General features: G+C 60.6%; 20 protein-coding genes. 11 read left to right on the top strand and 9 right to left on the bottom strand.

The genetic code is table 11. The annotated features are described in order from the left end of the window. Positions 1-2: 2 nt before the first annotated feature. From secA to SR908_RS01800, 3 genes are all read left to right on the top strand, one after another. The gene (gene secA / locus SR908_RS01810) at positions 3-2,741 is read left to right on the top strand and encodes a preprotein translocase subunit SecA (RefSeq protein ID WP_246922906.1); all 2,739 of its coding nucleotides are present in this window, start codon (positions 3-5) and stop codon (positions 2,739-2,741) included. A 33-nt stretch (positions 2,742-2,774) separates the two neighbouring features. Continuing rightward, a complete protein-coding gene (gene argJ, locus SR908_RS01805) occupies positions 2,775-3,983 on the top strand; it encodes a bifunctional glutamate N-acetyltransferase/amino-acid acetyltransferase ArgJ (RefSeq protein WP_246922890.1) in 1,209 nt (402 codons plus the stop codon). A gap of 106 nt (positions 3,984-4,089) precedes the next feature. Beyond that, entirely contained in the window at positions 4,090-5,034 is a 945-nt protein-coding gene (locus tag SR908_RS01800; RefSeq protein ID WP_097023116.1) for a Nudix family hydrolase, read from the top strand. A 72-nt stretch (positions 5,035-5,106) separates the two neighbouring features. Here the strand turns inward: SR908_RS01800 and yacG are convergent, their stop codons facing one another. The 5 genes from yacG to pilB all read right to left on the bottom strand — a co-directional run bounded on the left by yacG (position 5,107) and on the right by pilB (position 9,911). Continuing rightward, positions 5,107-5,340: a DNA gyrase inhibitor YacG gene (gene yacG, locus SR908_RS01795; RefSeq protein ID WP_040241746.1), complete on the bottom strand. Its 234-nt coding sequence runs from the start codon at positions 5,338-5,340 to the stop codon at positions 5,107-5,109. A 1-nt stretch (position 5,341) separates the two neighbouring features. Then, on the bottom strand, positions 5,342-5,980 hold the full coding sequence (coaE, locus tag SR908_RS01790; protein ID WP_246922887.1) for a dephospho-CoA kinase: 639 nt from the start codon (positions 5,978-5,980) through the stop codon (positions 5,342-5,344). A 10-nt stretch (positions 5,981-5,990) separates the two neighbouring features. Next, the gene (locus tag SR908_RS01785) at positions 5,991-6,833 is read right to left on the bottom strand and encodes a prepilin peptidase (RefSeq protein ID WP_378075243.1); all 843 of its coding nucleotides are present in this window, start codon (positions 6,831-6,833) and stop codon (positions 5,991-5,993) included. A 70-nt stretch (positions 6,834-6,903) separates the two neighbouring features. Beyond that, a complete protein-coding gene (locus SR908_RS01780; protein WP_097022957.1) occupies positions 6,904-8,136 on the bottom strand; it encodes a type II secretion system F family protein in 1,233 nt (410 codons plus the stop codon). A 32-nt stretch (positions 8,137-8,168) separates the two neighbouring features. Next, positions 8,169-9,911 (bottom strand): type IV-A pilus assembly ATPase PilB, encoded by a 1,743-nt coding sequence (pilB, locus tag SR908_RS01775; protein WP_246922884.1) that lies wholly within the window; start codon positions 9,909-9,911, stop codon positions 8,169-8,171. Between the two features lie 344 nt (positions 9,912-10,255). Here pilB and SR908_RS01770 point away from each other — a divergent pair, with 344 nt between their 5' ends. Continuing rightward, on the top strand, positions 10,256-10,723 hold the full coding sequence (locus tag SR908_RS01770) for a pilin (RefSeq protein ID WP_281504880.1): 468 nt from the start codon (positions 10,256-10,258) through the stop codon (positions 10,721-10,723). Between the two features lie 274 nt (positions 10,724-10,997). Here SR908_RS01770 and SR908_RS01765 read toward each other — a convergent pair whose 3' ends face one another. Beyond that, on the bottom strand, positions 10,998-11,285 hold the full coding sequence (locus SR908_RS01765; protein ID WP_097022954.1) for a hypothetical protein: 288 nt from the start codon (positions 11,283-11,285) through the stop codon (positions 10,998-11,000). Between the two features lie 263 nt (positions 11,286-11,548). Here SR908_RS01765 and SR908_RS01760 point away from each other — a divergent pair, with 263 nt between their 5' ends. Beyond that, entirely contained in the window at positions 11,549-13,030 is a 1,482-nt protein-coding gene (locus tag SR908_RS01760; protein WP_322527379.1) for a TrkH family potassium uptake protein, read from the top strand. A 4-nt stretch (positions 13,031-13,034) separates the two neighbouring features. On the opposite strand, the gene SR908_RS01755 is transcribed toward SR908_RS01760, so the two are convergent. Both SR908_RS01755 and SR908_RS01750 read right to left on the bottom strand, forming a co-directional pair. Continuing rightward, entirely contained in the window at positions 13,035-14,210 is a 1,176-nt protein-coding gene (locus SR908_RS01755) for a 1-acyl-sn-glycerol-3-phosphate acyltransferase (RefSeq protein WP_097022952.1), read from the bottom strand. Further along, a complete protein-coding gene (locus SR908_RS01750; protein WP_246922881.1) occupies positions 14,207-15,136 on the bottom strand; it encodes a recombination-associated protein RdgC in 930 nt (309 codons plus the stop codon). Before SR908_RS01750 ends, SR908_RS01755 begins: the two co-directional genes overlap by 4 nt. A 353-nt stretch (positions 15,137-15,489) precedes the next feature. Here SR908_RS01750 and gyrA point away from each other — a divergent pair, with 353 nt between their 5' ends. From gyrA to rpsA, 6 genes are all read left to right on the top strand, one after another. Next, positions 15,490-18,186: a DNA gyrase subunit A gene (gene gyrA, locus SR908_RS01745; RefSeq protein ID WP_246922878.1), complete on the top strand. Its 2,697-nt coding sequence runs from the start codon at positions 15,490-15,492 to the stop codon at positions 18,184-18,186. Positions 18,187-18,240: 54 nt separating this feature from the next. Then, positions 18,241-19,326 (top strand): 3-phosphoserine/phosphohydroxythreonine transaminase, encoded by a 1,086-nt coding sequence (gene serC, locus SR908_RS01740; RefSeq protein WP_246922875.1) that lies wholly within the window; start codon positions 18,241-18,243, stop codon positions 19,324-19,326. Next, positions 19,319-20,440 carry a prephenate dehydratase gene (pheA, locus tag SR908_RS01735; RefSeq protein WP_246922872.1) on the top strand — a complete coding sequence of 374 codons (1,122 nt, stop codon included), beginning with the start codon at positions 19,319-19,321 and terminating at the stop codon, positions 20,438-20,440. The genes serC and pheA overlap by 8 nt, the downstream gene beginning before the upstream one ends. Then, positions 20,441-22,693 carry a bifunctional prephenate dehydrogenase/3-phosphoshikimate 1-carboxyvinyltransferase gene (locus tag SR908_RS01730; protein WP_246922868.1) on the top strand — a complete coding sequence of 751 codons (2,253 nt, stop codon included), beginning with the start codon at positions 20,441-20,443 and terminating at the stop codon, positions 22,691-22,693. Further along, the gene (gene cmk / locus SR908_RS01725) at positions 22,690-23,388 is read left to right on the top strand and encodes a (d)CMP kinase (RefSeq protein ID WP_097022948.1); all 699 of its coding nucleotides are present in this window, start codon (positions 22,690-22,692) and stop codon (positions 23,386-23,388) included. The genes SR908_RS01730 and cmk overlap by 4 nt, the downstream gene beginning before the upstream one ends. Before the next feature lie 194 nt (positions 23,389-23,582). Continuing rightward, a complete protein-coding gene (gene rpsA, locus SR908_RS01720) occupies positions 23,583-25,265 on the top strand; it encodes a 30S ribosomal protein S1 (protein WP_075369788.1) in 1,683 nt (560 codons plus the stop codon). Between the two features lie 131 nt (positions 25,266-25,396). On the opposite strand, the gene SR908_RS01715 is transcribed toward rpsA, so the two are convergent. Beyond that, positions 25,397-26,134 carry an RNA methyltransferase gene (locus SR908_RS01715; RefSeq protein WP_246922865.1) on the bottom strand — a complete coding sequence of 246 codons (738 nt, stop codon included), beginning with the start codon at positions 26,132-26,134 and terminating at the stop codon, positions 25,397-25,399. Positions 26,135-26,218: the final 84 nt, after the last annotated feature.

Below are 26,218 nucleotides of genomic sequence, written 5' to 3'. Positions count from 1 at the left end.
ACATGCTCAATACCATCGTACGTAAGCTTGTCGGCTCTAAGAACGAGCGCGAAGTCAAACGCATGCGCAAGGCCACCGAGGCCATCAACGCGCTGGAACCCACGTTCGAGGCCCTCGATGATGCCGCTCTGACGGCCAAGACCAGCGAATTCCGCACACGCCTGGAGTCAGGCGAGTCCATTGACAAGATACTTCCCGAAGCTTTCGCCGTTGTGCGCGAGGCGAGTAAGCGCGTGATGGGAATGCGTCACTTCGATGTGCAGATGGTCGGCGGGATGACGTTGCACGAGGGGCGCATCGCCGAGATGAAAACCGGCGAGGGCAAGACCCTGGTCGGCACCTTGTCGGTCTATCTCAATGCGTTGCCGGGCAAGGGCGTGCACGTGGTGACGGTCAACGATTATCTGGCGAGCCGTGATGCCGAGTGGATGCGCCCGCTCTACGAGTTTCTCGACCTCAGCGTGGGCACGATCTACTCCGGCCAGGCTTCGGCTCAGAAGCGCGAAGCCTACGCCTGCGATATCACATACGGCACCAACAACGAATTCGGGTTCGACTATCTGCGCGACAATATGGCGTTTTCGCTGGATGATAAGGTCCAGCGTGCGCTGCACTACGCGATCATCGATGAGGTCGACTCGATTCTCATCGACGAGGCGCGTACGCCGCTGATCATTTCCGGACCGGTCGAAGAAAACGTCGAGCTTTATCGGCGTATCAATCAGCTTTCCCTGGGGCTCGACGAGTGCAGCGACGAAGAGGACCCGGCCAGCGGGGACTTTATTCTCGATGAGAAACAAAAGCAGGTGGAGCTGACGGAAACCGGTCACCAGAAGCTGGAAGGGATACTCAGAGAAACGGAGCTTCTGGGCGCGGACGACTCGCTTTACTCGGCCCAGAACCTGGGGCTTCTACAGCATGTGCATTCGGCATTGCGTGCACGCCATCTCTATCATCGTGACGTCGATTACATCGTCAATAACGATGAAGTCGTCATCGTCGACGAGCACACTGGGCGTAGCATGCCGGGGCGCCGCTGGTCCGAGGGGCTGCACCAAGCGGTCGAAGCCAAGGAAGGCGTGACAATTCAGAAAGAGAGCCAAACGCTGGCCTCGACGACCTTCCAGAATTACTTTCGTCTGTATGACAAGCTGTCGGGGATGACGGGTACTGCGGATACCGAGGCGTTCGAGTTCCGTCAGATCTACGGGCTGGATGTCATGGTGATTCCCACCAACCGTCCTCTGGTACGTGTGGACCACAACGATTTGGTCTACATGAGCGGTGAAGAGAAATTCGAAGCCATCATCGATGACGTCAAGACGCAACGCGAAGCCGGGCGTCCCATCTTGGTGGGCACGGCATCGATCGATACCTCCGAATACCTCGCCCAACTGATGCAGCAGTATCAGATACCGCACAATGTGCTTAACGCCAAGCAGCACCAGAGCGAAGCGGAAATCATCGCCCAGGCGGGGCAGCCCGGTGCCGTCACTATCGCCACCAACATGGCCGGGCGTGGTACCGATATCGTATTGGGGGGTAACTGGGAAGCCGAAGCGGCGGCTCTCGATAATCCTTCCGAAGATCAGCTCGCAGCACTCAAGGCAGCATGGCAGGAACGCCACGATGCTGTACTTGCCGCGGGCGGTCTCCACGTGATTGGTTCCGAACGCCACGAATCGCGGCGTATCGACAATCAGCTGCGTGGGCGCTCCGGCCGTCAGGGTGATCCAGGGTCGACACGCTTCTTCCTCTCGTTGGAAGACAATCTCATGCGGCTGTTCGGCTCTGATCGCGTACAGCGGTTGATGAATGCCTTGGGACTAGAGCGCGGCGAGGCGATCGAACACAAGATGGTGTCCAACGCCGTCGAGCGTGCTCAGAAAAAGGTCGAGGGTCGCAACTTCGACATTCGTAAGCAGTTGCTGGAATACGACGACGTTTCCAACGATCAGCGGCGTGTTGTCTATCAGCAGCGCGATGAAGTGCTTAGGACCGATGATCTCTCGTCGAATATCGCAGAGATTCGCGAGCAGGTCTTGTCTGAAGCCATCACTAGTTATGTGCCGCCACAGAGCTTGGCCGAGCAATGGGATCTGCCCGGGCTACAGGATTACCTCAAGCAAGAGTTCAATCTCGATGTTCCCTTGGTGCAATGGGCTGAAGAAGACGAACACTTCCATGAAGACCTGCTGCGTGAACGTCTGCACGACCAGCACCGCGGTCTCTTCGTCAGCAAGGCCGAGGCCGTCGGCCCGGAGCTGATGCGCCGCTTCGAAAAGCAGGTCATGTTGCAGGTGCTCGATACGCGTTGGAAGGAACACCTGCAGCACATGGACCATCTGCGTCGCGGGATCCATCTGCGTGGGTATGCACAAAAGAATCCCAAGCAGGAATACAAGCGTGAAGCTTTCGAGCTCTTCCAGACACTGCTGGCCAACATCAAGCACGATGTCATTCGCATCCTGAGTCATGTGCAAGTGCGGCGTCAGGAAGAGGTCGATGAATTGGAACGTGAGCGGCGTGCCACGCTGGAGCGCGAGCGTGCGGTCAGCCAGCCGGTTCATGAAGACGCCGTGGCTTCGGCTGAGGCGGTGGCTGCCGAAGGCGAGGAACGTACTGGCGACGAAGACGACGGACAGCCGGTACGCCGCGAAGGCCCCAAGGTGGGTCGCAACGACTCGTGCCCTTGCGGCTCCGGCAAGAAATACAAGCATTGCCACGGCAAATTGAGCTGAGCGCATGGCAAACGTGGCATGAGGAGAGACGACATGGCGGTGGGGGAAGCGAGTTTTCCGGCGATGCCGGCCATCGAGGGCATTCGCCTGGGAACGGCGATGGCAGGTATCAAGGCACCGGGGCGCCGTGATCTGGTGGTGATCGAGCTGCCCGAGGCGACGACTTTGGCGGCGGCGTTTACGCGCAATGCATTTTGCGCGGCACCGGTTCATGTGGCGCGACGTCATCTCGAGACGGACAGGCCGCGTTATCTGCTGATCAATACCGGTAATGCCAATGCCGGTACGGGTGAGCAGGGCATGCACGATGCCGAGCAGAGTTGCCAGGCGTTAGGCGAGCTGACGGGTGTCGCCGCGCAGTGCGTCTTGCCGTTTTCGACCGGTGTGATCGGCGAGCCCCTGACAGTGACGCGGCTATGCGATGCCTTGCCGGAGGCGCTTGCCGCGTTGTCGGTGGATGGCTGGCAGACCGCGGGCGAAGGCATTCTGACCACGGACACGCGTGCCAAAGGGGCCACGACGTGTATCGAGATCGACGGCCAACCGGTGACGATCAACGGCATTGCCAAGGGCTCAGGAATGATCAAGCCCGACATGGCCACGATGCTGAGCTTCGTCTTCACCGATGCCGCCATCGACGATGCGCGCCTGCAAGTACTGTTGCGGCGTGCCGTCGATGAGTCCTTCAACTGCATCACCGTGGACTCGGATACTTCGACTAACGATGCCTGTACATTGGCTGCCACCGGAAGCGGTGTGCGCATCGGCACCGACGAGCACGAAGCGCGCTTTGCTGCGGCGTTGACCGAGGTGCTGGTAGAATTGGCGCAGGCGATCATTCGTGATGCCGAGGGTGCGACCAAGTTCGTTACCCTCGAGGTCGAAGGGGCAACTGATCGGCAGGAAGCGTTGGATGTTGCCTTTACCGTGGCGCATTCGCCATTGGTGAAAACGGCACTTTATGCCAGTGATGCCAATTGGGGGCGTATTTTGGCGGCGGTCGGGCGTGCTCCGGTACCCGATCTGGATGTGTCACGTATCTCTATCGACCTCGGCGATGTGGCGCTAGTCGAACGCGGCGGCCGTGCGGCTTCGTATACCGAGGCGGCGGGCAGCGCGGTCATGGCCGAGTCCGAGATCACGATTCGTATCCATCTGGGACGCGGAGATGTCGCGGCGACGGTCTGGACGTCGGACTTGTCACACGATTATGTCTCCATCAATGCCGACTACCGTAGTTGAGTGCGAGTCGTACAGTACGGCTAGCCGAGTGCGGATGGCAGCAGCGATGAGCGGGCCACCTTCGGTCCGTGGATCATGAATAGTCAGTCAAGGTGAAATGACCAACATGGTGAAGAGAAGGGTACACGTAGCGGCGGCTGCCATCATTCGCGAGGATGGTCATGTGCTGTTGGCACGCCGTCCCTCGATCGTCGATCAGGGTGGGCTATGGGAATTCCCCGGGGGCAAGCTGGCACCCTACGAAACCGGTTTCGAAGCGCTCAGGCGTGAACTCCGCGAAGAGCTGGGCGTCGAGATTCTGCGCGCTCAACCACTCATTCGCGTTCACCATGAATATGCCGACAAACGCATTTTGCTCGATGTCTGGCAGGTACATGAGTTCGAGGGCGAGCCCTTTGGGCGCGAAGGCCAGGCGGTACGTTGGGTGCCCCAGAACGAGCTGAACAATTATCCGTTCCCGGAAGCCAATCACCCGATCTTGCGCGCGGTGTGTCTGCCGCACGAGTATCTGATCAGTGACGAGGAAGCCGACGATACGGTATTTCTCGACAAGCTCGAACGCGCCTTGCGTGATGACGACGTACGCCTGGTGCAACTGCGAGCCAAGACGTTGGATGACAGCGCATATCTAAAGCGTGCCGAGCAAGCACTAGCGCTCTGTCGTCGCTACGAGGCACGCCTGATTCTCAACGGCGACCCTGCACTGCTCGACAGCATCGATGCCGATGGCATTCATTTGCCCAGCCGTACCTTGATGGCGCTCCAGCATCGCCCTGTTGCCAATGACAAGTGGTTGGGAGCGTCCACGCACGATCCCCGTCAACTCGAGCAGGCCGCCGAGATTGGTTGCGATTTCGTGACCTTTTCGCCGCTGCGCGTGACCCCGAGCCACCCAGAGGCTGCGCCGGTCGGTTGGCATGATTTCCAGCAACTGGTGGAAACCGCGGGTATGCCAGTCTATGCGCTAGGCGGGGTTACGCGAGACGATATCGATCAGGCGCGTGCGGTGGGCGCCCAAGGGATTGCGACGATTCGCGATCTCTGGAAATAACGCTCTCGTCGCGATAGCGCTGTATCGCATACCAACGGCTCGCCATTTTGGCGGGCCGTTGGCGTTTATGCCTTATTGGCGTGGTTCGCCGCGTTCCAGATCGTCGATCAAACGGTCGAGATCGGTTTCGTCCATGGCGGGCTCGCCCGCGATACGATGGGATTCATCGGCCCAGGCGCCAAGGTCGAGCAAGCGACAGCGCTTTGAGCAGAAGGGGCGATACGGGTTGTCGGCTGTCCAGGCGACCTTGGTGCGACACTGGGGACAGGCGACTTCAAGGGGGCGATCTTGGGATGTCTCCGTCATGCTAAAGCGAATGCTCCTGATGGGTGCCATCGAATAGTTGCCGGTAACGCGCGTCGAGTTCGGTGACCTGCGCCTTCAGCGCCGTCATGTCACCATGATTCTCGATCACGTCGTCGGCAAGCGCCAACCGCTCTTGGCGGGGCATCTGTGCCGCGAGGATAGCATGCGCCTGAGTTTCACTCACTTCATCGCGTGCCTGAGTACGCGTCACCTGAAGCGTTTCGGGAACATCGATGACCAGGCGGCGGTCGACCAGCGAGACTTGATCCGTCTCGAACAACAGCGGCGACACGAGCAGCCCATAGGGGGCGGCGCCCTGACGTATCGCCTCGAGACGCTCACGCAATCGCTGGCGGATGCGTGGATGCGTGACGCTTTCCAGCCACTGGCGCTCGCTGTCATCGGCGAACACAATGTCGCGCAAGGCGCGGCGTTGCAGCTCGCCGTGCGCGTCGAGCAGCGAGTTTCCGTAACGTGCCACGATTTCGTCCAGCGCGGGCTCACCTGGCGCGACGATATCGCGTGCCACAAGGTCGGCATCGACCCAGGGGATCCCCAGCTCGGCGAACATGGCGGCGACGGTGGACTTGCCCGAGGCGATGCCACCGGTTACGCCGATGATGGGGGCGGTGGAGGTCATGGCAAATTCCTTATAAGCCGGTCCAGGCGCGTAGTGGTGCGCCGAAGAGTACCGCGACCCACCCGGCGAGGGCGAGAAAAGGACCGAATGGTAGCGGCATGCCGCGCAAGCGTGGCAGCGAGAGCTGCAACAGCACCCCGATAATCGCACCCAACCCGGCGGAGAGCATCAGTAGCATCGGCAGCATCGTCCAGCCGAGCCAGGCGCCCAGCGCCGCTAACAGCTTGAAGTCACCGTAGCCCATGCCTTCCTTTTTGGTCAGCCACTTGAAAAGCCAGTAAAAGCTCCACAGAAGCACATAACCGGCCATTGCGCCGACGACTGCATTCCCGAGCATATAGGGCTGAAAGAAGAGCTGATAAAGCAGGCCGGCCCAGAGCAATGGCAGCGTGATGATATCGGGGAGCAACTGGGTGCGCAGATCGATGACAGCCAGCACCAGCAGCGCCAGGCAAAGTCCGCTCCAGGCAAGTGCCGCCCAGGTGGCGCCATGCACGATGATGACACTCGCCATCAACAGGCCCGCCATCAGTTCGATCAGCGGGTACTGCACGCTGATACGCGTCTGGCAGTGCGCGCAGCGGCCACGCCGTTTGAACCAGCCAATCAGGGGCAGGTTGTCGTGCCAGGCGATTGGCTGGCGACAGCTCGGACATTGCGAACGCGGCGTGCACAGGTTGTAGCGCGCCACCTCTTCCTCGGGAAGCGCCAGCGCATCGCGTGCTTCCTGGCGCCATTGCTGCATCAGCATCACGGGTAAACGTACGATGACGACATTGAGAAAACTGCCCAGCAAGCTACCGAGGACAAACGCCATCACGGCCAGCCACGGTAAAGGGATATCGGCGAGCAACGTGCCACTCCTGAAACGAACGCGCCCGGCGAAATGCCGGGGCGGATGAATTGGGGAACGCGGTAGCGTCCTAGATTGCCGAGCCCATCTCGAAAATCGGCAGATACATCGACACCACGAGGCCGCCGACCAGAACGCCCAGCACCACGATGATGAAGGGTTCGAGCAACGATGTCAGGGCGTCGACCTTGGTGTCGACGTCATCCTCGTAGAAATCCGCGACCTTGTTGAGCATCGCGTCCAGTGCGCCGGACTCTTCGCCGACCCCGATCATCTGCACGGCCAGATTGGGAAAGCGCCCGGTGGCGCGCATGGCGAAGTTGAGTTGCTGGCCACTGGCGACGTGTTCACGTACCTCGTCGATGGCACGCTGGTAGACGCGGTTACCGGTCGAGCCTGCCGCAGTATGCAGTGATTCTACCAAGGGCACCCCGGCGCTGAAGGTCGTCGCCAGGGTCCGCGAGAAGCGTGCCACCGACGACTTGTCGAGAATATCGCCGATCACCGGGAGGCGCAGCATCAGCCCATCGACGCGATAGGCGAAGCGCGGCGAACGCCGTATACCGAGACGTATCAGCACGCCGGCAGCGATGAAGGCGCCAAGCAGGTGCGGCCAGTAGGCTTGGACCCACTCCGAGAGGTGGATGGTCAATTGCGTGAAGGCGGGCAGGTCGGCGCCGAAGCCGCGAAACAGGCTCTCGAATTGCGGTACGACCTTGATCAGCAGCAGGGCGGTCACCCCCATGCCCACGAGCACGACAGCGGCGGGGTAATAAAGCGCCTTGCGCACGCGGGAGCGCAGCGAGTCTATCTTTTCCTTGTAGCTGGCGACACGCTCTAGCATTCGATCCAGCGAGCCGGATTGTTCGCCGGCTTCGACCATGTTGACGAACATGCGATCGAAATGTCGCGGATGCTGTGAGAGCGCTTCGGAAAAGCTGGCGCCTGCCGAGACCTCGTTCATCAACGTCTCGATGAGATGATGCATGGCGGGGCGCTTGAGGCTTTCCGACACGACACTGAACGCCTGCAGCAAGGGAATGCCGGCACGAATCATGGTCGCCATCTGGCGTGCGAACAGGGTGATGTCCTGCGGGCGTATGCGACCCAGCCCGAAAGGGCTGCGCACGCGCTGAATCCGCTTGACGAGGATGTTCTGACGTCCGAGTTCCTGGCGCACGCCCATTTCATCCGCGGCGACCAGTTCGCCTTGGATGGTTTCACCGCGGGAGTTCTTGCCCTTCCACCGCCAGCGGTGCAGGACGACGCGCCGAGGCGCCTTGCTGCGTGTCGCTACCGCCATGTCGTTGCCCTCATGTCACTTGCCCTAGTCACTCATTCCAGCACCACGCGATTGATTTCCTCGAGGCTGGTAATGCCCGCGAGTACTTTGCTCAGACCGCTGCGCCGCAGATCGGGATGGCCTTCTTGACGGGCCAGTTCGCCGAGTTCCAATGAATTGCCGTCAGCCATGATCAGTTTGCTCATGGCCTCGCTGACGGGGAGTACTTCATAGAGACCGATGCGTCCTTTGTAGCCGTGGGTGCACTGCGTACAGCCCGTGGCGCTATAGCAGGTCGCGGTCTCGATTTCTTCTGCCGTGAAGCCTGCCTCAAAAAAGAGTTCCCGAGGCAGCTCGACGGATGTCTTGCAGTGCGGGCAGAGTTGGCGCACCAACCGCTGGGCGACGATCAATGTCACCGAGCTTGCAATATTGTACGCCGCCACACCCATGTTACGCAGGCGTGTCAGGGTCTCCGCCGCCGAATTCGTGTGCAATGTCGATAGGACCAAATGGCCGGTCTGCGCAGCCTTGACGGAGATCTCGGCTGTTTCCAGGTCGCGGACCTCACCGACCATCACCACATCGGGGTCCTGGCGCAGGAAGGCGCGCAGTGCGCTGGCGAAATCCAGCCCAATCTTGGGCAGCACATTGACCTGATTGATGCCATCGAGCTTGAGCTCGACGGGGTCCTCGGCGGTGGCGATGTTGCGCGCATCGGTATTGAGGATGTTGAGCCCGGTATACAGGGTCACGGTCTTGCCGCTGCCGGTGGGGCCGGTGGCGAGTATCATCCCCTGCGGCTGCGCGAGCGCGTGTTCAAACAGCGCCTGTTGCGATTCGCTGAAGCCCAGCGCATCGATGCCCAGGCGTGTGGCACCGGCGTCCAGCAAGCGCAGCACGATTTTCTCGCCGTGTACTGTGGGCAGCGTGCTGACGCGGAAGTCGATGGTGCGCGAGGCCGAAACGCGCAACTTGATGGCGCCATCCTGCGGCAAGCGACGCTCGGAGATATCCAGCCGCGACATGACCTTGAGGCGTGCCGAAAGGCGAGCGCGCAGATTGAAGGGCGGGCGCGCAACCTCGACCAGGATGCCATCGATGCGGAAACGGATGCGGAAGGTCGATTCATAGGGCTCGAAATGGATATCCGAAGCGCCACGACGCGCAGCATCGAGCATCATTTTGTGTACGAAGCGCACCACCGGCGCGTCGTCATCGTCGGTGTCCAGCCCCTCATTGAGAGGCGCGACATCGTCGAGATCCAAGTTCTCGAGTGCCTCGCTGGCATCATCGAGCTCTTCGAGCATGCCATGCGTCTCGCGCTGAACGAGATAACGCTCGATGGCTGGCTGCAGTTGATCGGTGGCTACCAACACGCCTTCGGCGGTAAGCCCGGTGGTAAACTGCAGCTCATCGAGGTGTGCAAGCGTCGAGGGATAGGGAATCGCTACGCTGATGTGACGTTCGCCACGCGCCAGCGGCAGTACCCCGAGGCGGCGGATCAGGGTATCGGACAGCCCTTCACCGATGGGTAGGCGCTCGGTACTGATGGCCTCCAGGTCGACGAACGGCAGGCCATATTCCCACGCCGCACTCTGGGTGGCTTCTCGTGCGGGAACCCAGCGCTGCTCGATGACGTATTCGAGCACCGACTGATGCGTGTCGTGCACGGCCTCCAAGGCATGCTGCGCCTTGGATTCCTCGATCAGGCCTTCCGCGACCAGGCGTGCGGCGAGCCCTTTCAAAAGCGGCGTGCCGGGGGCGGGAGGAGACGACGATGAAGACGAATGCATAAGCGTTTCGACACCAAAAGGAGTGACCAGGTGGGGCGGCCGATACCCCGTGACTTCTCGCATCCTACCCCATGCATGCCCATCATGGTGACCCTTGGCATGAGATATCTCGTCAATTAGCGTGTTTGTATGTAATCGGCCGAAATCAGGTAAACTTTAACCTCGATCATCTTGCTAGCATGAGAAGTGTAATTTAACGTAACATCCTAGGTAGCAGCCTCGCAGAGAGTCAGCATGGTGCTGGCACCTCGCTGGAGCGCCCGCAACGGGTTATCATTCGCCCGCGCCGGGCTCGCCAAAAAGCGAATAGCAGGGTATTCAACAAGGGATTACAGGAGAGTTTCATGGGACGTCAGCAACGTGGTTTCACGCTAATCGAACTAATGATCGTCGTCGCGATCATCGGCATCCTTGCCGCCATCGCCATACCGCAGTACCAGAACTATGTGGCGCGCTCGCAATTTGCCGAAGCGCATTCACTGCTGGGCGGTGCCAAGATTTCCATTCAGGAACGTGTCGACCAGGGCGATACTTTTACCAGCGCCGCTGATCTTGGCATACGGACGCAAGGTGAATATGGCGGCATTACTGACGTCACTGGCGTGAGTGAAGGGGATGGCGACAACGGTCCAGCTAGCGTGGAGTATACGTTTGGGGATGATGCTACTGCTAACTCCAATCTTGATAGCCTAATTGTCACCTATACCTATGAAGCTGCAGGTGAGGATGGAAATGAAGACGATTTCCGCTCTTGGAGCTGCACGACAACCGTTCCTGAGCAATATGCATCAAATTGCGATCAGGCAGAATAGTAAGCCGTAACTCTACCGTTCAAAAGGCCGGGCATTAGGTGTTGTGAAAGGGGCAGTGGGAGCGAATTTATTCGCGATGAGTGGACTGAAACCATCGGGAACAAGTTCCCTCCCACAAGGCCAGTGCCTGCCTTCAAGACAAGTCGAGGCTTGTGAATAATGCCAGCAGTGAGCGCTGACTGGCATTATAGATTCGCCGGCCTTTAAGACTCCCTACTATGTCTTTCTTCTTCCCACTTCCTTCTCAAAACTTCCAGCTTCCAGCTTAAACCTTTCAGTACAACGCCTTCCCTTCGTCGACGACTTCCTTCAGCACTTCCAGGAAAAGCCGGTCGGCTTCCGAGTGCTCATTGGGGTCCTCGGGGATATGCACGCTGGTGTTGTCCGAGATTTCGTTGGCGATGGTGGCCCACATCTGCCGGTTATCGCCGTCGTCGGTGTAATGGGCGCGGGCGATGGTGAGCGACTGCTCTAGAATCGCCGGATCTTGCAGCAGTTTCTTGATGAATTCACGCAGCTCGTTGATGATTCGGACTTTCTGCATTTCGGACGCGGAACTCATGGGGCTCTCTCCGTATGGCTCATGCGGGATCGCGTGTCGTGCGTTCACGACGGCGCGAATAGACTCGCAGGACGATGTCGCGGACGATAGCACATCGTCGCGGTTGACGGCAGTGGGCCGCCACGGTGAATGCAGGAGTGCCGGGCGAGTGGAGAAAGTCCCGCGCGCCCTTTATAGTAGCGCCCGATTATAGTGACGCGCCGTTTATCGTGCCTCCGTGGGTCATGGGACGTCGGCGACGCAGGGGTCGAGGAGGTAGACAGGTGGCGGTGATTCACCCACGCATCAAGCGGAGCCTAGCGGTGTCCGCCCCAGTGGTCAGGATTCTGGCGGTGTTGCTTGCCGTGCTGGCGATCTTGATGATCGTGCCGCTCGGCGTGCTTACCCTGGAGGGTGACCCCGACCGCATGGCGTTCTTGCTGTCGATCGCTGTCGTGGCTGGTTCTGCGTGCCTCATGTGGTTCGTGACTCATGGGGTCGAGATACTGCTGCGACCGCGTCAGATGTTCATCCTCACCACCTTGAGCTGGGTGCTGGTGAGTGCGTGTGCCAGCTTGCCGCTGATATTGGGTGCGCCGCAGCTTTCTTTCACCGATGCCGTTTTCGAGTCCATCTCGGCGATCACCACCACCGGATCGACGGTGTTGGTGGGCATCGATGGCCTCTCCGATGGCTTGAAGCTGTGGCGCGGCCTCATGCAGTGGCTGGGCGGCATCGGCATCATCGTGATGGCGATCGCCATCTTGCCGTTCCTCAAGGTCGGGGGCATGCGCCTTTTTCAGACCGAGTCGTCGGACTGGTCGGACAAGGTGCTGCCACGCGCCGGCGGTATCGCCAAGGCGAGTGGTGCAATCTACCTGGCCGGCACCCTGATGGCGATGTTGACATACTGGCTAGCGGGGATGACACCGCTGGATGCCGTCGTGCATGCCATGAGTTCCATGGCCACCGGAGGCTTTGCCAACTCGGATGCATCCTTCGGTGTCTATCATGATCGCCCGCTGATCCTGTGGTTAGCCTCGTTCTTCATGTTGTGTGGTGCGCTACCGTTCGTGCTGTTCATCCGCGCGCTGCGCGATACGCCTCAGGTGCTCTGGCGTGACCAACAGGTGCGGGGATTGCTGTGGCTGTTGGGTGTCGTGATCCTAGGATTGACCGTGTATCGCGTCGCCGGGGGCGCCTCTTTCTTCGAGGCGTTGACCCAGGTGGCCTTCAATGTCATCTCGGTGGTGACCACCACTGGCTATGCGTCCGACGACTATACCCAGTGGGGGCCGCTGGTCGTCGCCGCATTCTTTTACCTCACCTTCGTTGGCGGCTGTAGCGGGTCCACGAGTGGCGGCATGAAAATATTCCGCTTTCAGATCGGCGCCATCATGCTGTTCACGCAGTTGCGCCATCTGGTGCACGCCCAGGGGGTCTTCGCGCAACGCTATAATGGCAACCCGTTGAGCGACGAGGTCGTACGCGGGGTCATTGCCTTTTCTTTCTTTTTCTTCCTGACGATTGCGGGGCTGGCGCTGGGTTTGGCGCTGCTGGGGCTGGATCTGGTGACCGCGCTGTCGGGAGCGGCCACCGCCGTGGCCAATGTCGGCCCCGGACTGGGGCCGATCATCGGACCGGCGGGGAATTTCTCATCGTTGCCCGACGCCGCCAAGTGGCTTCTGAGCTTGGGCATGTTGATGGGGCGCCTGGAAATCCTCACCGTATTGGTGCTGTTGACGCCCACGTTCTGGCGGAAGTGACGTTTCAGGCGTCTTCCTCGACATAGCCGGCGCGATTGAGAATGGGGTTGGCATACTGGCGCAGCCACCAATGGCGCAGGTGGTCGGGCACCGTGGCCAGGCGTGCCTCGAAGCGTGCGCGGTCGGCGTCGGTGACCTCACTGAGATCGACCAGTTCCGGTGCCAGTCCCGTGGCTTCGAGCGCGAGTTGATGGCTGGGGAACATGTGGTAGTTCGCCAGCACCTGACGGTCGATTTCCTGGGTTACGGCCTCTGGCGTGGCGAAGTCACTGCTCAGAGGCGTGCCGAAGGTCAGGCGGATACGCCCCTTGTGGCCTGTGATGCCGGCGACGATGGACTGAATATCCTCGAATTCGACCTTATCATAGCGGCCGTCCGTGTGGAGGGCGTACAGCTCGCGGGCCTTCTGGAGGTCGCAGGGGTCGTATTCGTAGCTGATGGACACAGGTACGAGGCGTAGCTCGGAGACCGCAGCACCGATATCGGCTTCGCCGCCGTCCATGCGCTGGGCCATGCCGAGCATCTTGACGATGGCAGTATCGGCGCGGTCGATGCCGTCCTTGGCGCGCCCTTCGCGCTCGGCGATCCAGATCGAGTGGTTATCGGCGGTGATCGAATGGCGGATATAGCGCGATAATGTCTGATACGCCTGCAGCATCGCCCGTTTGCCCTTGGCCGAGCGCGGTACGATGAAGCTCTTGTTGAGGCGCATTAGGTCGTTGACGAACGGCTTTTGCAGCAGGTTGTCGCCAATCGCAATGCGTACGGTATTGCGGCCTTTCTGGTAGAGCGCGTAATTGACGAACGCCGGATCCATGGCGATATCGCGATGATTGCCGAGGAACAGATAGGCCTTGTCGGCGTCGAGGTGCTCGAGCCCCTCGATCTCGAAGGCATCCGTGGTGGTGGCGATCATGCGCGCCATGTAGCGGGCGATGCGCTGCTGAAAGGCTGTAACGCTCTCGATGTTGCGCATTTCGTGTTGTAGCCCCAGGCGTGCGATGAAACGCGCCACGGGCGGCGCGTAACGCGCCAGCCGGGGGAGGCGAAAGTGCGTGATCGCGTCGAGCAGTTCGTCGCAGTGGGCCAGGCGGTCGAGTACCGTCGCCACCTCGTCGTCATGATAAGGACGAATGGCGTCGAAATCGTGGGGAGCGGATTGAGTCGGTGCGTGCGTCATGATGTCGGCGCTGCCGGGTCGGCTTCGCCGCCCAGCCAATCGATGAGTTGTTCGATGAATCCAGAGAGCACTTGGGCCATGAGGGCGAAGTCCGTTTCCAGGCGTAGCGTGGGGTCGTCATCGTCTTCTTGTTGAGCGGCTTCGTCGAGCAAGGCGTCGGCGAAGCGCAGCGACTTGAGCGTCAGGTCGTCGTGCAGCACCAGCGATAGTTGATCCTCGACATCCAGACCCAGGCGGCTGGCCTGACGCCCGCTGGCGAGCACACTCTGCACTTCTTCGCCGTCGAGGTCGATGCCTCGCGCGCGCCACACGCCATCGTCGCCGTTGGCATCCTTGAGCTCGACCTGATCGCCCAGTTGCAGCCCTTCCGGACGCGAGGCGATATCCTCGAGCCAGGCGGTCATGGTGCGAGAGGGCAATTGGCGTGCGGCCAGCGGCGTGACTTTGAGCGAGCCCAGCGACTGGCGCAACAGGTCGAGAGCATCCTCGGCGCGGGCGCGGCTGGCGCAATTGACGGCGATGAGGCCGCGCTGGGTGTCCCACCATATATCAATGCGTTGGCTACGCGTGAAGGCGCGCGGCAGGAATTCCTCCACGACCTGTTCCTTGAGTGCCTGACGCTCGCGGCGTGGCACAGGGCTACCTTCGGCGGCTTCGCGCTCGGCGGCACGTTCCTCTACTTCCTCGCGCACCACCGAGGCTGGTAGCAGGCGCTCTTGGCGCAGCAATGACAGCAGGCGGTGACCCTGGATCTCATGGGCGAGCTGTTGACCGTGTCGGCCCGCGGGGCGTTGCCAGCCGAGGCGTTTACCTTCACTAGGCGACACCGGACGAAAGGCGAAGGCCTCCAGAGCCGATTCGAGTGCCTCGAGCGCGATGGGCGTCGTGTCGTGCAGGCGATAGAGATGCAAGTGCTTGAACCACATGGGCCTATTCCGTCACAAAGGGGCTCATTATGGCGAAACGCCAAGGCGGGTGCCACTCCCCCAATCGTATGCACTTGTCAGCGGGGCATGAGGAGGCGTGTTTTTCTTGCGCTCGAGAGGAGAGCGCGATTGCATTGACCAAGCCTGCCGCATTGCCATGTGAAATGGTATGATGGCGTGATTCGGGCCTCCTTGATGTGGGCCCGCCATCGAAGCTCAATGATTGCTGTGACGGCCATTGGCGTCGAGCGCTGAAGAGTGGCCTGCGGGGCTTTGTGCTCTGTGAGACCGCTGTTCGTTTCATTCAGTGCCATGACCGATGGTATGGCGCGGTGCAAAGGATTGAACGACCCATGGGTGAGATCGCCAGAGAAATTCTGCCAGTCAATATCGAGGACGAACTTAAACAGTCGTATCTCGATTACGCCATGAGCGTGATCATCGGCCGTGCGTTGCCGGATGTACGAGATGGCCTTAAGCCCGTGCATCGGCGCGTATTGTTTGCCATGCATGAGCTCAGCAATGACTGGAACAAAGCCTACAAGAAATCGGCTCGTGTCGTGGGTGACGTGATCGGTAAGTATCACCCGCACGGGGATAGCGCGGTCTACGACACTATCGTGCGCATGGCGCAGACATTCTCGATGCGCTATGTGCTGGTCGATGGCCAGGGTAACTTCGGTTCCATCGACGGCGATAGCGCGGCGGCCATGCGTTACACCGAGGTGCGCATGGCCCGACTCGCCCATGAGCTCCTCGCCGACCTGGAAAAAGATACCGTCGACTGGGTCGACAACTACGATGGCACCGAGCGCATTCCCGAGGTGCTGCCGACCAAGGTTCCCAACCTGCTGGTCAACGGGGCATCAGGCATCGCTGTGGGCATGGCGACCAACATCCCGCCACATAACATGCGCGAGGTGATCGATGGCTGTCTGGCACTGATCGACGATTACACGCTCAGCATCGATGATCTCATGGCGTACATTCCGGCCCCCGATTTCCCCACCGGCGGGATCATCAACGGGCGCGCGGGGATTCTAGATGCCTACCGTACCGGGCGCGGGCGCATCTATGTGCGGGCTTGTCATACCATCGAGCACAACGACAAGACCGGGCGCGATCACATCATCGTCACCGAACTGCCGTATCAGGTGAACAAGGCGCGCTTGATCGAGAAGATCGCCGAGCTGGTCAAGGACAAGCGTATCGACGGCATCGCCGAACTGCGCGACGAGTCCGACAAGGAAGGCTTGCGCGTGGTGATCGAGGTCAAACGCGGCGAGTCTGGCGAAGTGGTCGTCAATAACCTGTTTGCGCATACTCAGCTGCAGACCGTATTCGGCATCAACATGGTGGCGCTGGATAACGGTCAGCCGAAGATCCTCAATCTCAAAGAGATTCTCGAGGCGTTCATTCGTCACCGTCGCGAGGTGGTGACGCGGCGCACGTTGTTCGAGCTCAAGAAGGCGCGCGATCGCGGCCATATCCTCGAAGGTCTGGCCGTAGCGATCTCCAACATCGACGATGTGATCGAGCTCATCAAGGCGTCGCCCTCGGCGACCGAAGCCAAGGAAAAACTGGTCGCGCGCTCCTGGCAGCCGGGGCAGGTGACCGGCATGCTCGAGCGCGCCGGGGCGACGTCCTGCAAGCCGGAAGATCTCGACGAAAGCTATGGACTCGCCGACAACGAGCGTGAATACCGCCTGTCACCGGCCCAGGCGCAGGCCATTCTGGAATTGCGCCTGCACCGTTTGACAGGACTCGAAACCGAGAAGCTTCTCGACGAATATCTGTCGATCCTCAAGCGTATCGCCGAGCTCAACGAGATTCTCGCCTCGCCGGAACGCCTGCTGGAGGTCATTCGCGAGGAGCTTGGCGCGATTCGCGATCAGTACGGCGACGACCGTAAGACCGAGATCCAGGCCAGTCATCTGGACCTGACCATCGAGGATCTGATCAACGAAGAAGACATGGTGGTCACCATCTCGCGCAGCGGCTATGCCAAGACGCAGCCGCTGTCCGACTACCAGGCCCAGCGGCGTGGCGGACGTGGCAAGTCGGCGACCACCATGAAGGACGAAGACATCATCGAGCACCTCTTGGTGGCCTCGACGCACGACACCATGTTGCTGTTCTCCAATCGCGGCAAGGTCTACTGGCTGAAAGTCTACGAGATGCCCAACGCCAGTCGTGGTTCGCGCGGTAAGCCGCTGGTCAACATGTTGCCGCTGGATGATGGTGAGTCGATCAACGCCATTCTGCCGGTACGTGAATACCGCGACGACTGCTACATCTTCTTTGCGACCGCCAAGGGGACCGTCAAGCGGACCTCGCTGGAACAATTCTCGCGGCCGCGCAGCGTGGGCTTGATCGCCATCGACCTCGAAGAGGACGACCGCCTGGTCGGCGCCGCGATTACTTCCGGCAATGATCACGCCATGTTGTTCTCGTCCAACGGCAAGGCCATTCGCTTTGAGGAAAGCAAGGCGCGTGCCATGGGACGCACCGCCCGCGGTGTACGTGGCATGCGCCTGCAGGGCGATGCCGAGGTGATCAGCTTGATCATTCCGCAGTCGTTGACCATCGATGCCGAGGCTGACGACACCGATAACGTCGCCGAAGAATCGTCGGCTCAGACGGTCAGTGAAGATCAGGTCTATATCCTCACCGCCTCTGAGAATGGCTATGGCAAGCGCACACGTCTCGATGAGTTTCCGCTGCGTGGACGTGGTGGCCAAGGGGTGATTGCCATGCAAACCTCACGGCGCAACGGCGCCCTGGTGGCCGCGATTCAGGTCCGCGACAGCGATGAAATGATGCTGATTACCGACAAGGGCACGTTGGTGCGCACGCGGGTCGAGGAAATCTCGGTAAGTTCGCGCAATACACAAGGGGTCACCCTGATTCGCACCGGCGAAGGCGAGCATTTGGTTGCCACGGTGCGAGTCGATGAGCCGGTCGAGGAACCAGCCTCCGATGAAGAAGAGGTGGTGGTCGACGAGGTGACGCCCGCGCCGGATGACGACGAGGCGCCACAAGGCGATTGAGTCTCAATGCGGCCGCTCCTCTGGAGTGGTCGCTTTACGTTTGGAATCACGCTGATGACACGCAAGTTCAACTTCTGTGCCGGCCCAGCGGCACTTCCCGACCCAGTGCTCGAGCGCGCCCGTGACGAGTTGCTCGACTATCAGGGCCATGGCTTGTCGGTCATGGAAATGAGCCACCGCAGCGATGCCTTTGCGGAGATCGCTGCGCGTGCCGAGCGCGACCTGCGCGCGCTGCTGGCCGTGCCTGACAATTATCGCGTCCTGTTCATGCAGGGCGGCGCTTCCAGCCAGTTCGCGATGGTGCCTTATAACCTGCTGGGCACGGGCGGTACGCCGAACTATCTGTATACCGGTATCTGGGGCAAGAAGGCAATTGCCGAGGCGCGTCATCTTGCGGGCGCGCATGTGGCGGCTTCCAGCGAGGCCAATGGGTTGACGGCGGTACCTCGGCCCGAGGACATCGTCTTGTCGTCGGATGCTGCCTATCTACATTACACGGCCAATGAAACCATCGGCGGTCTGGCATTCGACTACATTCCCGAAGTCGGCGACGTGCCGCTGGTGTGCGATATGTCCTCGTCGATTCTCTCGGGTCCACTGGATGTGTCTCGCTTCGGCGTCATCTATGCCGGGGCGCAGAAGAATATTGGCCCGGCGGGACTGACCTTGGTCATCGTGCGTGACGACCTGCTCGAGCGCGCCTTGCCGAACACGCCGACCATGTTCAACTATCGGGTCATGGCCGAAAATGGCTCGATGTTCAATACGCCGCCGACATATGCCTGGTATCTGGCGGGGCTGGTCTTCGACTGGTTGCGCCATGACATGGGCGGGCTCGAGGCGATGGACCGGCTCAACGCGCGCAAATCCGAAAAGTTATATGCGGCCATCGATGCCAGCGACTTCTATTCCAGCCCCATCGCCATGCCCAATCGTTCGCGCATGAACGTGCCGTTCGTGCTGGCCGATGAGACGCTCAACGGTGCGTTCTTGAATGATGCCGAGGCGGCGGGGCTTTTGAACCTCAAGGGCCACCGCAGCGTGGGCGGCATGCGTGCCAGCCTGTACAACGCCGTGCCGGAAGCGGCAGTAGATGCGCTGGTCGATTTCATGCGGGAGTTCGAACGACGCCATGGCTGATCACGACATGTCCGACAACAATGCCTCTATCACGCCGGCCGACCTGCCGGCACTGCGTGAGCGAATCGATACGCTGGATAGCGAGATTCTCAAGCTGATCAGCGAACGCGCGCATTGCGCACAGCAAGTAGCGCAGGTGAAAAACGACAGTGATCCGCAGGCGACGTTCTACCGCCCCGAGCGCGAGGCTCAGGTGCTGCGTCGCATCATGGCGCTTAACAAGGGCCCTCTCGACGATGAGGAAATGGCCCGCTTGTTTCGCGAGATCATGTCGGCGTGCTTGGCGCTGGAACGGCCGGTCAAGGTGGCCTATCTGGGGCCCGAGGGCACGTTCACCCAACAGGCGGCGCTCAAGCATTTCGGCGACAGCGCGGTGAGTCTGCCGATGGCGGCTATCGATGAGGTCTTTCGCGAGGTGGAGGCGGGGGCCGCGCATTTTGGCGTGGTGCCGGTGGAAAACTCCACCGAGGGCATCGTCAACAGCACGCTGGATACCTTCATGGATGCCAGTCTGCGCATCTGTGGCGAGGTAGTGCTGCGCATTCATCATCATCTACTGGTGTCCAGCAATACCCGCCGCGACAAGGTCTCGCGCATTTATTCGCATCCCCAGTCCCTGGCGCAGTGCCGCAAGTGGCTGGACGCTCATTATCCCAATGCCGAGCGGGTGCCGGTGTCGTCCAATGCCGAGGCGGCGCGCCTGATCAAGAGCGAATGGCACAGCGCCGCGATTGCCGGCGATATGGCCGCTAAGCGTTACGAGCTCGAGAAGGTCGCCGAGAAGATCGAGGATCGTCCCGATAACTCGACACGTTTTTTGATCATCGGGCATCAGGACACACCGATCTCTGAGGATGACAAGACGTCCATTGTCGTTGCCATGCGCAACCAGCCCGGGGCGCTGCACGACCTGCTCGAGCCGTTCCACCGCCACAAGATCGACCTGACGCGCGTCGAAACGCGGCCGTCACGCACTGGGGTCTGGAATTACGTGTTTTTCATCGACTTCAAGGGACATCGCGACGATCCGCAGGTCGCGGCGGTGCTGGAAGAGATTACTCTGCGTGCCGCCGAGCTCAAGGTGTTGGGGTCCTATCCCGTGGGTGTGTTGTAAATGTCGGAGCAGTCCTGTGTGCCGGCCGAGCGCGGTATCCTCATCATTGGGCTGGGTCTGATCGGCGGTTCGCTGGCGGCGGCCTTGAAGGATGCTGGTTATGCGGGGCGGATTCTGGCCTGTGATCGTGATGCCAATGAAGTGGCGCGCGGCATCGATATGGGACTGGTCGATGCCGGTAGCACCGAGATGGCGCCCTGGGTAGCCGAAAGCAGCTTGATCGTGCTGGCGGTGCCGGTATTGGCGATGGAGGCTGTGCTGCGCGAGTTAGCACCGCATCTCGGCGATCAGGTGATCACCGATGTCGGCAGTACCAAAGGCGCCATCGAGGCGTCGGTCGAGCGGGTCTTCGGTAGCCTGCCGCCGCGTTTCGTACCGGGGCATCCGATCGCAGGGTCCGAAAAAAGTGGTGTGGCGGCGTCCAATCCCACGCTTTATCGTCGCCACAAGGTGATACTGACCCCGCGCGCCGACACCGATCCTGACGCCTTGGCCCGCGTACGCGTGCTATGGGCCGCGTGTGGGGCGGAGCTACTGGAACTGGACGTGGCGCGCCACGACCAGGTCTTGGCGCGCACCAGCCATCTCCCGCATCTGTTGGCATTTTCGTTGGTCGACACCCTGGCGCGTCAGGACGAGCGCCTGGAGATCTTTCGCTATGCGGCGGGAGGTTTTCGCGACTTTACGCGCATCGCCGGTAGCGACCCGGTCATGTGGCGCGATATCTTCAGTGCCAACCGCGAGGCGGTACTTGGCGCACTCGATGAGTTCGAGGCGGGCGTCGCCCGTTTGCGCCGTGCCGTGACCGACAATGATGGCGACGCCATGCTGGCGGTCTTCGATCGAGCCAGTCATGCGCGGCAGTATTTCGATACGCTTTTGAACCAGACGAGTTATCAAGCGATGGAACAACGTAATATCCGTTACCGCGTAACCCCCGGTGGCGATGTGCGCGGCCGGATCCGCGTCCCGGGGGACAAATCGATCTCTCACCGCTCGATCATGCTCGGGGCGCTTGCCGAGGGCGTGACCGAAGTGCATGGCTTCCTCGAGGGCGAGGATAGTCTGGCGACGCTGCAGGCGTTTCGTGAAATGGGCGTGGCCATCGAAGGCCCACACCAGGGGCGCGTGACGATTCATGGCGTCGGCTTGCATGGCCTGACGGCGCCGGCCGGCCCTCTTTATGTGGGCAATTCGGGCACCGCCATGCGCCTGTTCGCGGGCTTGCTGGCGGGGCAGGCTTTCGATACCGAATTGACCGGCGATGTGTCGCTCAACAAGCGGCCCATGGGGCGGGTAGCCGATCCACTGCGCGAGATGGGCGCGGTGATCGAAACGGCTGAAGGCGGCCGGCCGCCGCTGACGATTCGGGGTGGCCAGGCTCTCCGCGGCATTCGCTATGACATGCCCATGGCCAGTGCCCAGGTAAAGTCTTGTCTCTTGCTGGCGGGACTCTATGCCGAAGGTGAGACGCGGGTGCGCGAGCCGGCACCGACGCGCGATCACACAGAACGTATGCTCAACGGCTTCGGTTACGCGGTGCAGCGCGCCGGTGACGAAGCTTGGCTACAGGGCGGCGGCCGCTTGACGGCGTCGCCTATCGACGTGCCGTCGGATATCTCGTCGGCCGCGTTCTATCTGGTTGCGGCGGCCATTACGCCGGGTTCGGATCTGCTCCTGGAGCATGTGGGGACCAACCCGACACGTATCGGGGTCATCAATATCCTCAAGGCCATGGGTGCCGATCTTGAGCTGCTCAATCCCCGGGAAGTCGGGGGCGAGCCGGTCGCCGATATCCGCGTTCGCCATGCGCCGCTCAAAGGCATCGATATCCCCGTGGACCAGGTGCCGTTGGCTATCGACGAGTTTCCCGTGCTGTTCATCGCTGCGGCCAATGCGGAAGGCGTGACCCGCTTGCGGGGGGCAGAAGAATTGCGCGTCAAGGAGTCCGATCGCATCCAGGCGATGGCCGACGGTCTGACCACCTTGGGCGTTGAGAATACCGTCCATTCCGATGGCGTCGACATCGTCGGTCGCGCCGACGCCAGCGATACGCATATCGCGCATTACCGCGGCGGGCATGTCGATAGTCTGGGCGATCACCGCATCGCCATGGCCTTCGCCATCGCTGCCCTGCGTGCCGAGGGCGAGATCGTGATCGATGACTGCGCCAATGTGGCGACATCGTTCCCCGGATTCGTTGATCTGGCGCGTCGTGTGGGGCTGTCGCTCGAAGAACAGGAGGCGTCATGAGCTTGTCGCACGGTGAAGTACCCGTACTGACCGTCGATGGGCCGGGCGGCGCGGGCAAAGGGACGGTCAGTCGCTTGATCGCCGAGCGCCTGGGCTGGCACTTGCTGGACTCCGGCGCACTGTATCGTCTCACGGCGCTGGCGGCACTCAAGCATGGCTTGGCGCTGGACGACGAAGCCGCGCTGGCGACGTGTGCCGAAACCTTGGATGTCCGCTTCGTGGCGTGTGATGGCGAAACGCGTATCGAGCTGGAAGGCCGTGACGTGAGTGGCGACATTCGTACCGAAGAGGTCGGCAACGTTGCCTCGCAGGTGGCATCGTTGCCTCGAGTGCGTGATGCGCTGCTGACACGCCAACGCGACTTTCGCGACATGCCGGGGCTGGTGGCGGATGGGCGCGATATGGGCACGGTGGTATTCCCCCATGCGCCCCTGAAAGTCTACCTGACGGCCTCGGCGGAAGAGCGGGCGCGGCGACGCCATGAACAGTTGCTGAGTGCCGGTCGGGATGCTACTCTAACGAGTCTTCTAGACGAAATTAAGGCTCGTGACGCGCGCGACATGCAGCGTGCTGTGGCGCCACTCAAGCCGGCAGACGATGCCGTCTTGTTGGATAGTACGAGTCTTGCGATACCGGACGTGGTGGAGTGTATCGAAAGGCTGCTCAGTGCACGTGGGCTCGGCCTCCCGAACTGAGCAGCTGGGGTGAAACGGGCACCCATCCGGAGACCCTGGCCAGACGTCATGACGTGCGCGGGCGATAACCGAGAGCCTTCGCAGGTCGAACCAGCGCCAACGTCCCCAGGGATATGTAGGAAAGGCCCGCGCTTGCTGGTGGTGCGGAGAATGAGCGGCCTGGCCGCTATTAACGTTGATCACGTAGGAACAACATGAGCGAAAGCTTTGCTGAACTGTTCGAACAGTCTCTCCAGGACATCAATATGGAACCCGGTGCCATCGTCATGGCAACCGTGGTCGATATCGAAGGCGACTGGATTACCGTCAACGCGGGTCTGAAGTCCGAGGGGCAAATCCCCGTGGCGCAGTTCCGTGATGACAATGGCGAATTGACCATCTCCGTAGGCGATGAAGTCAAGGTTGCCCTTGAAGCCGTAGAAGACGGTTTCGGCGAGACGCGCTTGTCTCGCGAAAAGGCCAAGCGTGCCGAGGCCTGGAAAGAGCTGGAAGCGGCCTTCGAGAAAGACGAAATCGTCAAGGGCGTGATCAACGGCAAGGTCAAGGGCGGCTTCACGGTCGACGTTTCCTCCATCCGCGCTTTCCTGCCCGGTTCTCTCGTCGACGTCCGTCCGGTTCGCGATACTGCTCATCTCGAGCACAAAGAGCTGGACTTCAAGGTCATCAAGCTCGATCCCAAGCGTAATAACGTCGTGGTCTCGCGTCGTGCCGTTCTCGAAGCCGAGAACAGCGCCGAGCGTGAAGCGCTACTGTCTACGCTTCAGGAAGGTCAGCAGATCGACGGTATCGTCAAGAACCTCACCGACTATGGTGCGTTCGTCGATCTGGGTGGCGTCGATGGCCTGCTGCACATCACCGACATGGCGTGGAAGCGCATCAAGCATCCCAGCGAGATCGTGGCTGTTGGCGATGAAGTCAACGTCAAGGTGCTCAAGTTCGATCGCGAGCGCAACCGTGTGTCTCTCGGCTTGAAGCAGCTGGGCGAAGATCCGTGGGTCAACATCAAGGATCGTTATCCGGAAAACACCCGCGTCAATGCCCGCGTCACCAACCTGACCGACTACGGCTGCTTTGCCGAGCTCGAGGAAGGTGTCGAAGGTTTGGTCCACGTCTCGGAAATGGACTGGACCAACAAGAATATCCATCCCTCGAAAGTCGTCCAGGTCGGCGATGACGTGGAAGTCATGGTGCTGGATATCGACGAAGAACGTCGTCGTATCTCCCTGGGTATCAAGCAGTGCACCACCAACCCGTGGGAAGACTTCAGCGCGCGCTATAACAAGGGCGATCGCGTCTCGGGCACCATCAAGTCGATCACCGACTTCGGTATCTTCATCGGCCTGGAAGGTGGCATCGACGGTCTGGTCCACTTGTCCGATATTTCTTGGAGCGAAACCGGCGAAGAAGCCGTGCGCAAGTTCAAGAAGGGCGACGAAGCCGAAGCGGTCATTCTCTCGATCGATCCGGAACGTGAGCGTATCTCGCTGGGCATCAAGCAGCTCGAAACCGATCCGGTTTCCGAGTACTTGGCCGTCAACGACAAGGGAGCCATCGTCACTGGCCGCGTTGTCGAAGTCGATGCCAAGGAAGCGCACGTCGAGTTGGCGACTGATGTCGTGGCAGTACTCAAGGCCTCCGAGATCAGCCCCGATCGCGTCGAAGATGCTCGCAACGTGCTCAACGAAGGCGATAGCGTCGAAGCCAAGATCGTCGGTGTCGATCGCAAAAATCGTGCGATTAACCTGTCTGTCAAGGCGAAGGATCAGGTCGATACACGCCGTGCGATGGGCAAACTGCGGGATCAGGAAGCTGAGCCGGAGTCAACAGGCCCGACCACCATCGGTGATTTGATCAAGCAGCAGATGGGCGGCGAATAAGCCACGTCGCCGTCGCGTCTTCGACGCGGCGGCGAGCGCTTTATTTGAGCCGTACAAAAAACCGCGCCTCCAAGAGGTGCGGTTTTTTTGTCCGTCAGATGGCACATTCTCTGGGGTGTATGGTTTTTCTCTCAATCATCGCGTTTTGTGCCGGCTTTCTCCAATGTCGTCAAGACGCCGCGCAGGATGGAAAGCTCCTTGCGGGTGGGTTGAGCACGGGAGAAAAGTGCGCGTAGATGATCTTCAGTGCGTGCATGAGGCTGAGTCAGAAACCCCGAGGACGACAGGGCTTGGTGCAGGTGCGTCTCGAAGTGAGCCATTTGTTCACGTGTCGGCAAGGTGGGCTGCTTGGACTTGGGCTGAGCGGCGCGCGGTGTTTGATGGCGCCATGCACGGCGTACTTCGTAGGCGAGTATCTGCACGGCTTGTGCCAGGTTGAGGACGCCGTAATCGGGGTTGGCGGGAATGCTGACCTGATGCGTGCAGTGTCGAATTTCATCGTTAGTCAGACCAAAGCGCTCGCGGCCGAACACGAGTGCCACGGGGGCTTCATGCGCATGCTCGACCATTTGCACGGCCATGGGCTCGGGATCGTCGTAATGGGGTAGGGGGAGGCTACGCAGGCGGGCGCTAGCGCCGACGACTTTGACACAATCCCCGACGGCTTGCGATATGTGCTCGACGACGCGTGCGTTGTCGAGCACGTCGGTCGCGCCAGCGGCGAGCCGAGTGGCCTCTTCGTCGGGAAAACAACGGGGGTTGACCAATACAAGGTCGGTCAGGCCCATGGTTTTCATGGCGCGTGCGGCCTGGCCGATGTTGCCGGGATGAAATGTCTGAACGAGTACGATACGAATATTGGAGAGCATAGAGCGTCGCGATACAGTCGAAGGCAGGGCGATAGTGTACTTGGGCTACGGGCTACGGGCTACGACTGCCCTGTATTCTGGACA

It is taken from the genome of Chromohalobacter canadensis, assembly GCF_034479555.1.
Lineage (GTDB): Bacteria > Pseudomonadota > Gammaproteobacteria > Pseudomonadales > Halomonadaceae > Chromohalobacter > Chromohalobacter canadensis.
The sequence above is the reverse complement of the archived record's forward strand: the minus strand, read 5'-3'. Positions and strand labels throughout refer to the sequence as shown.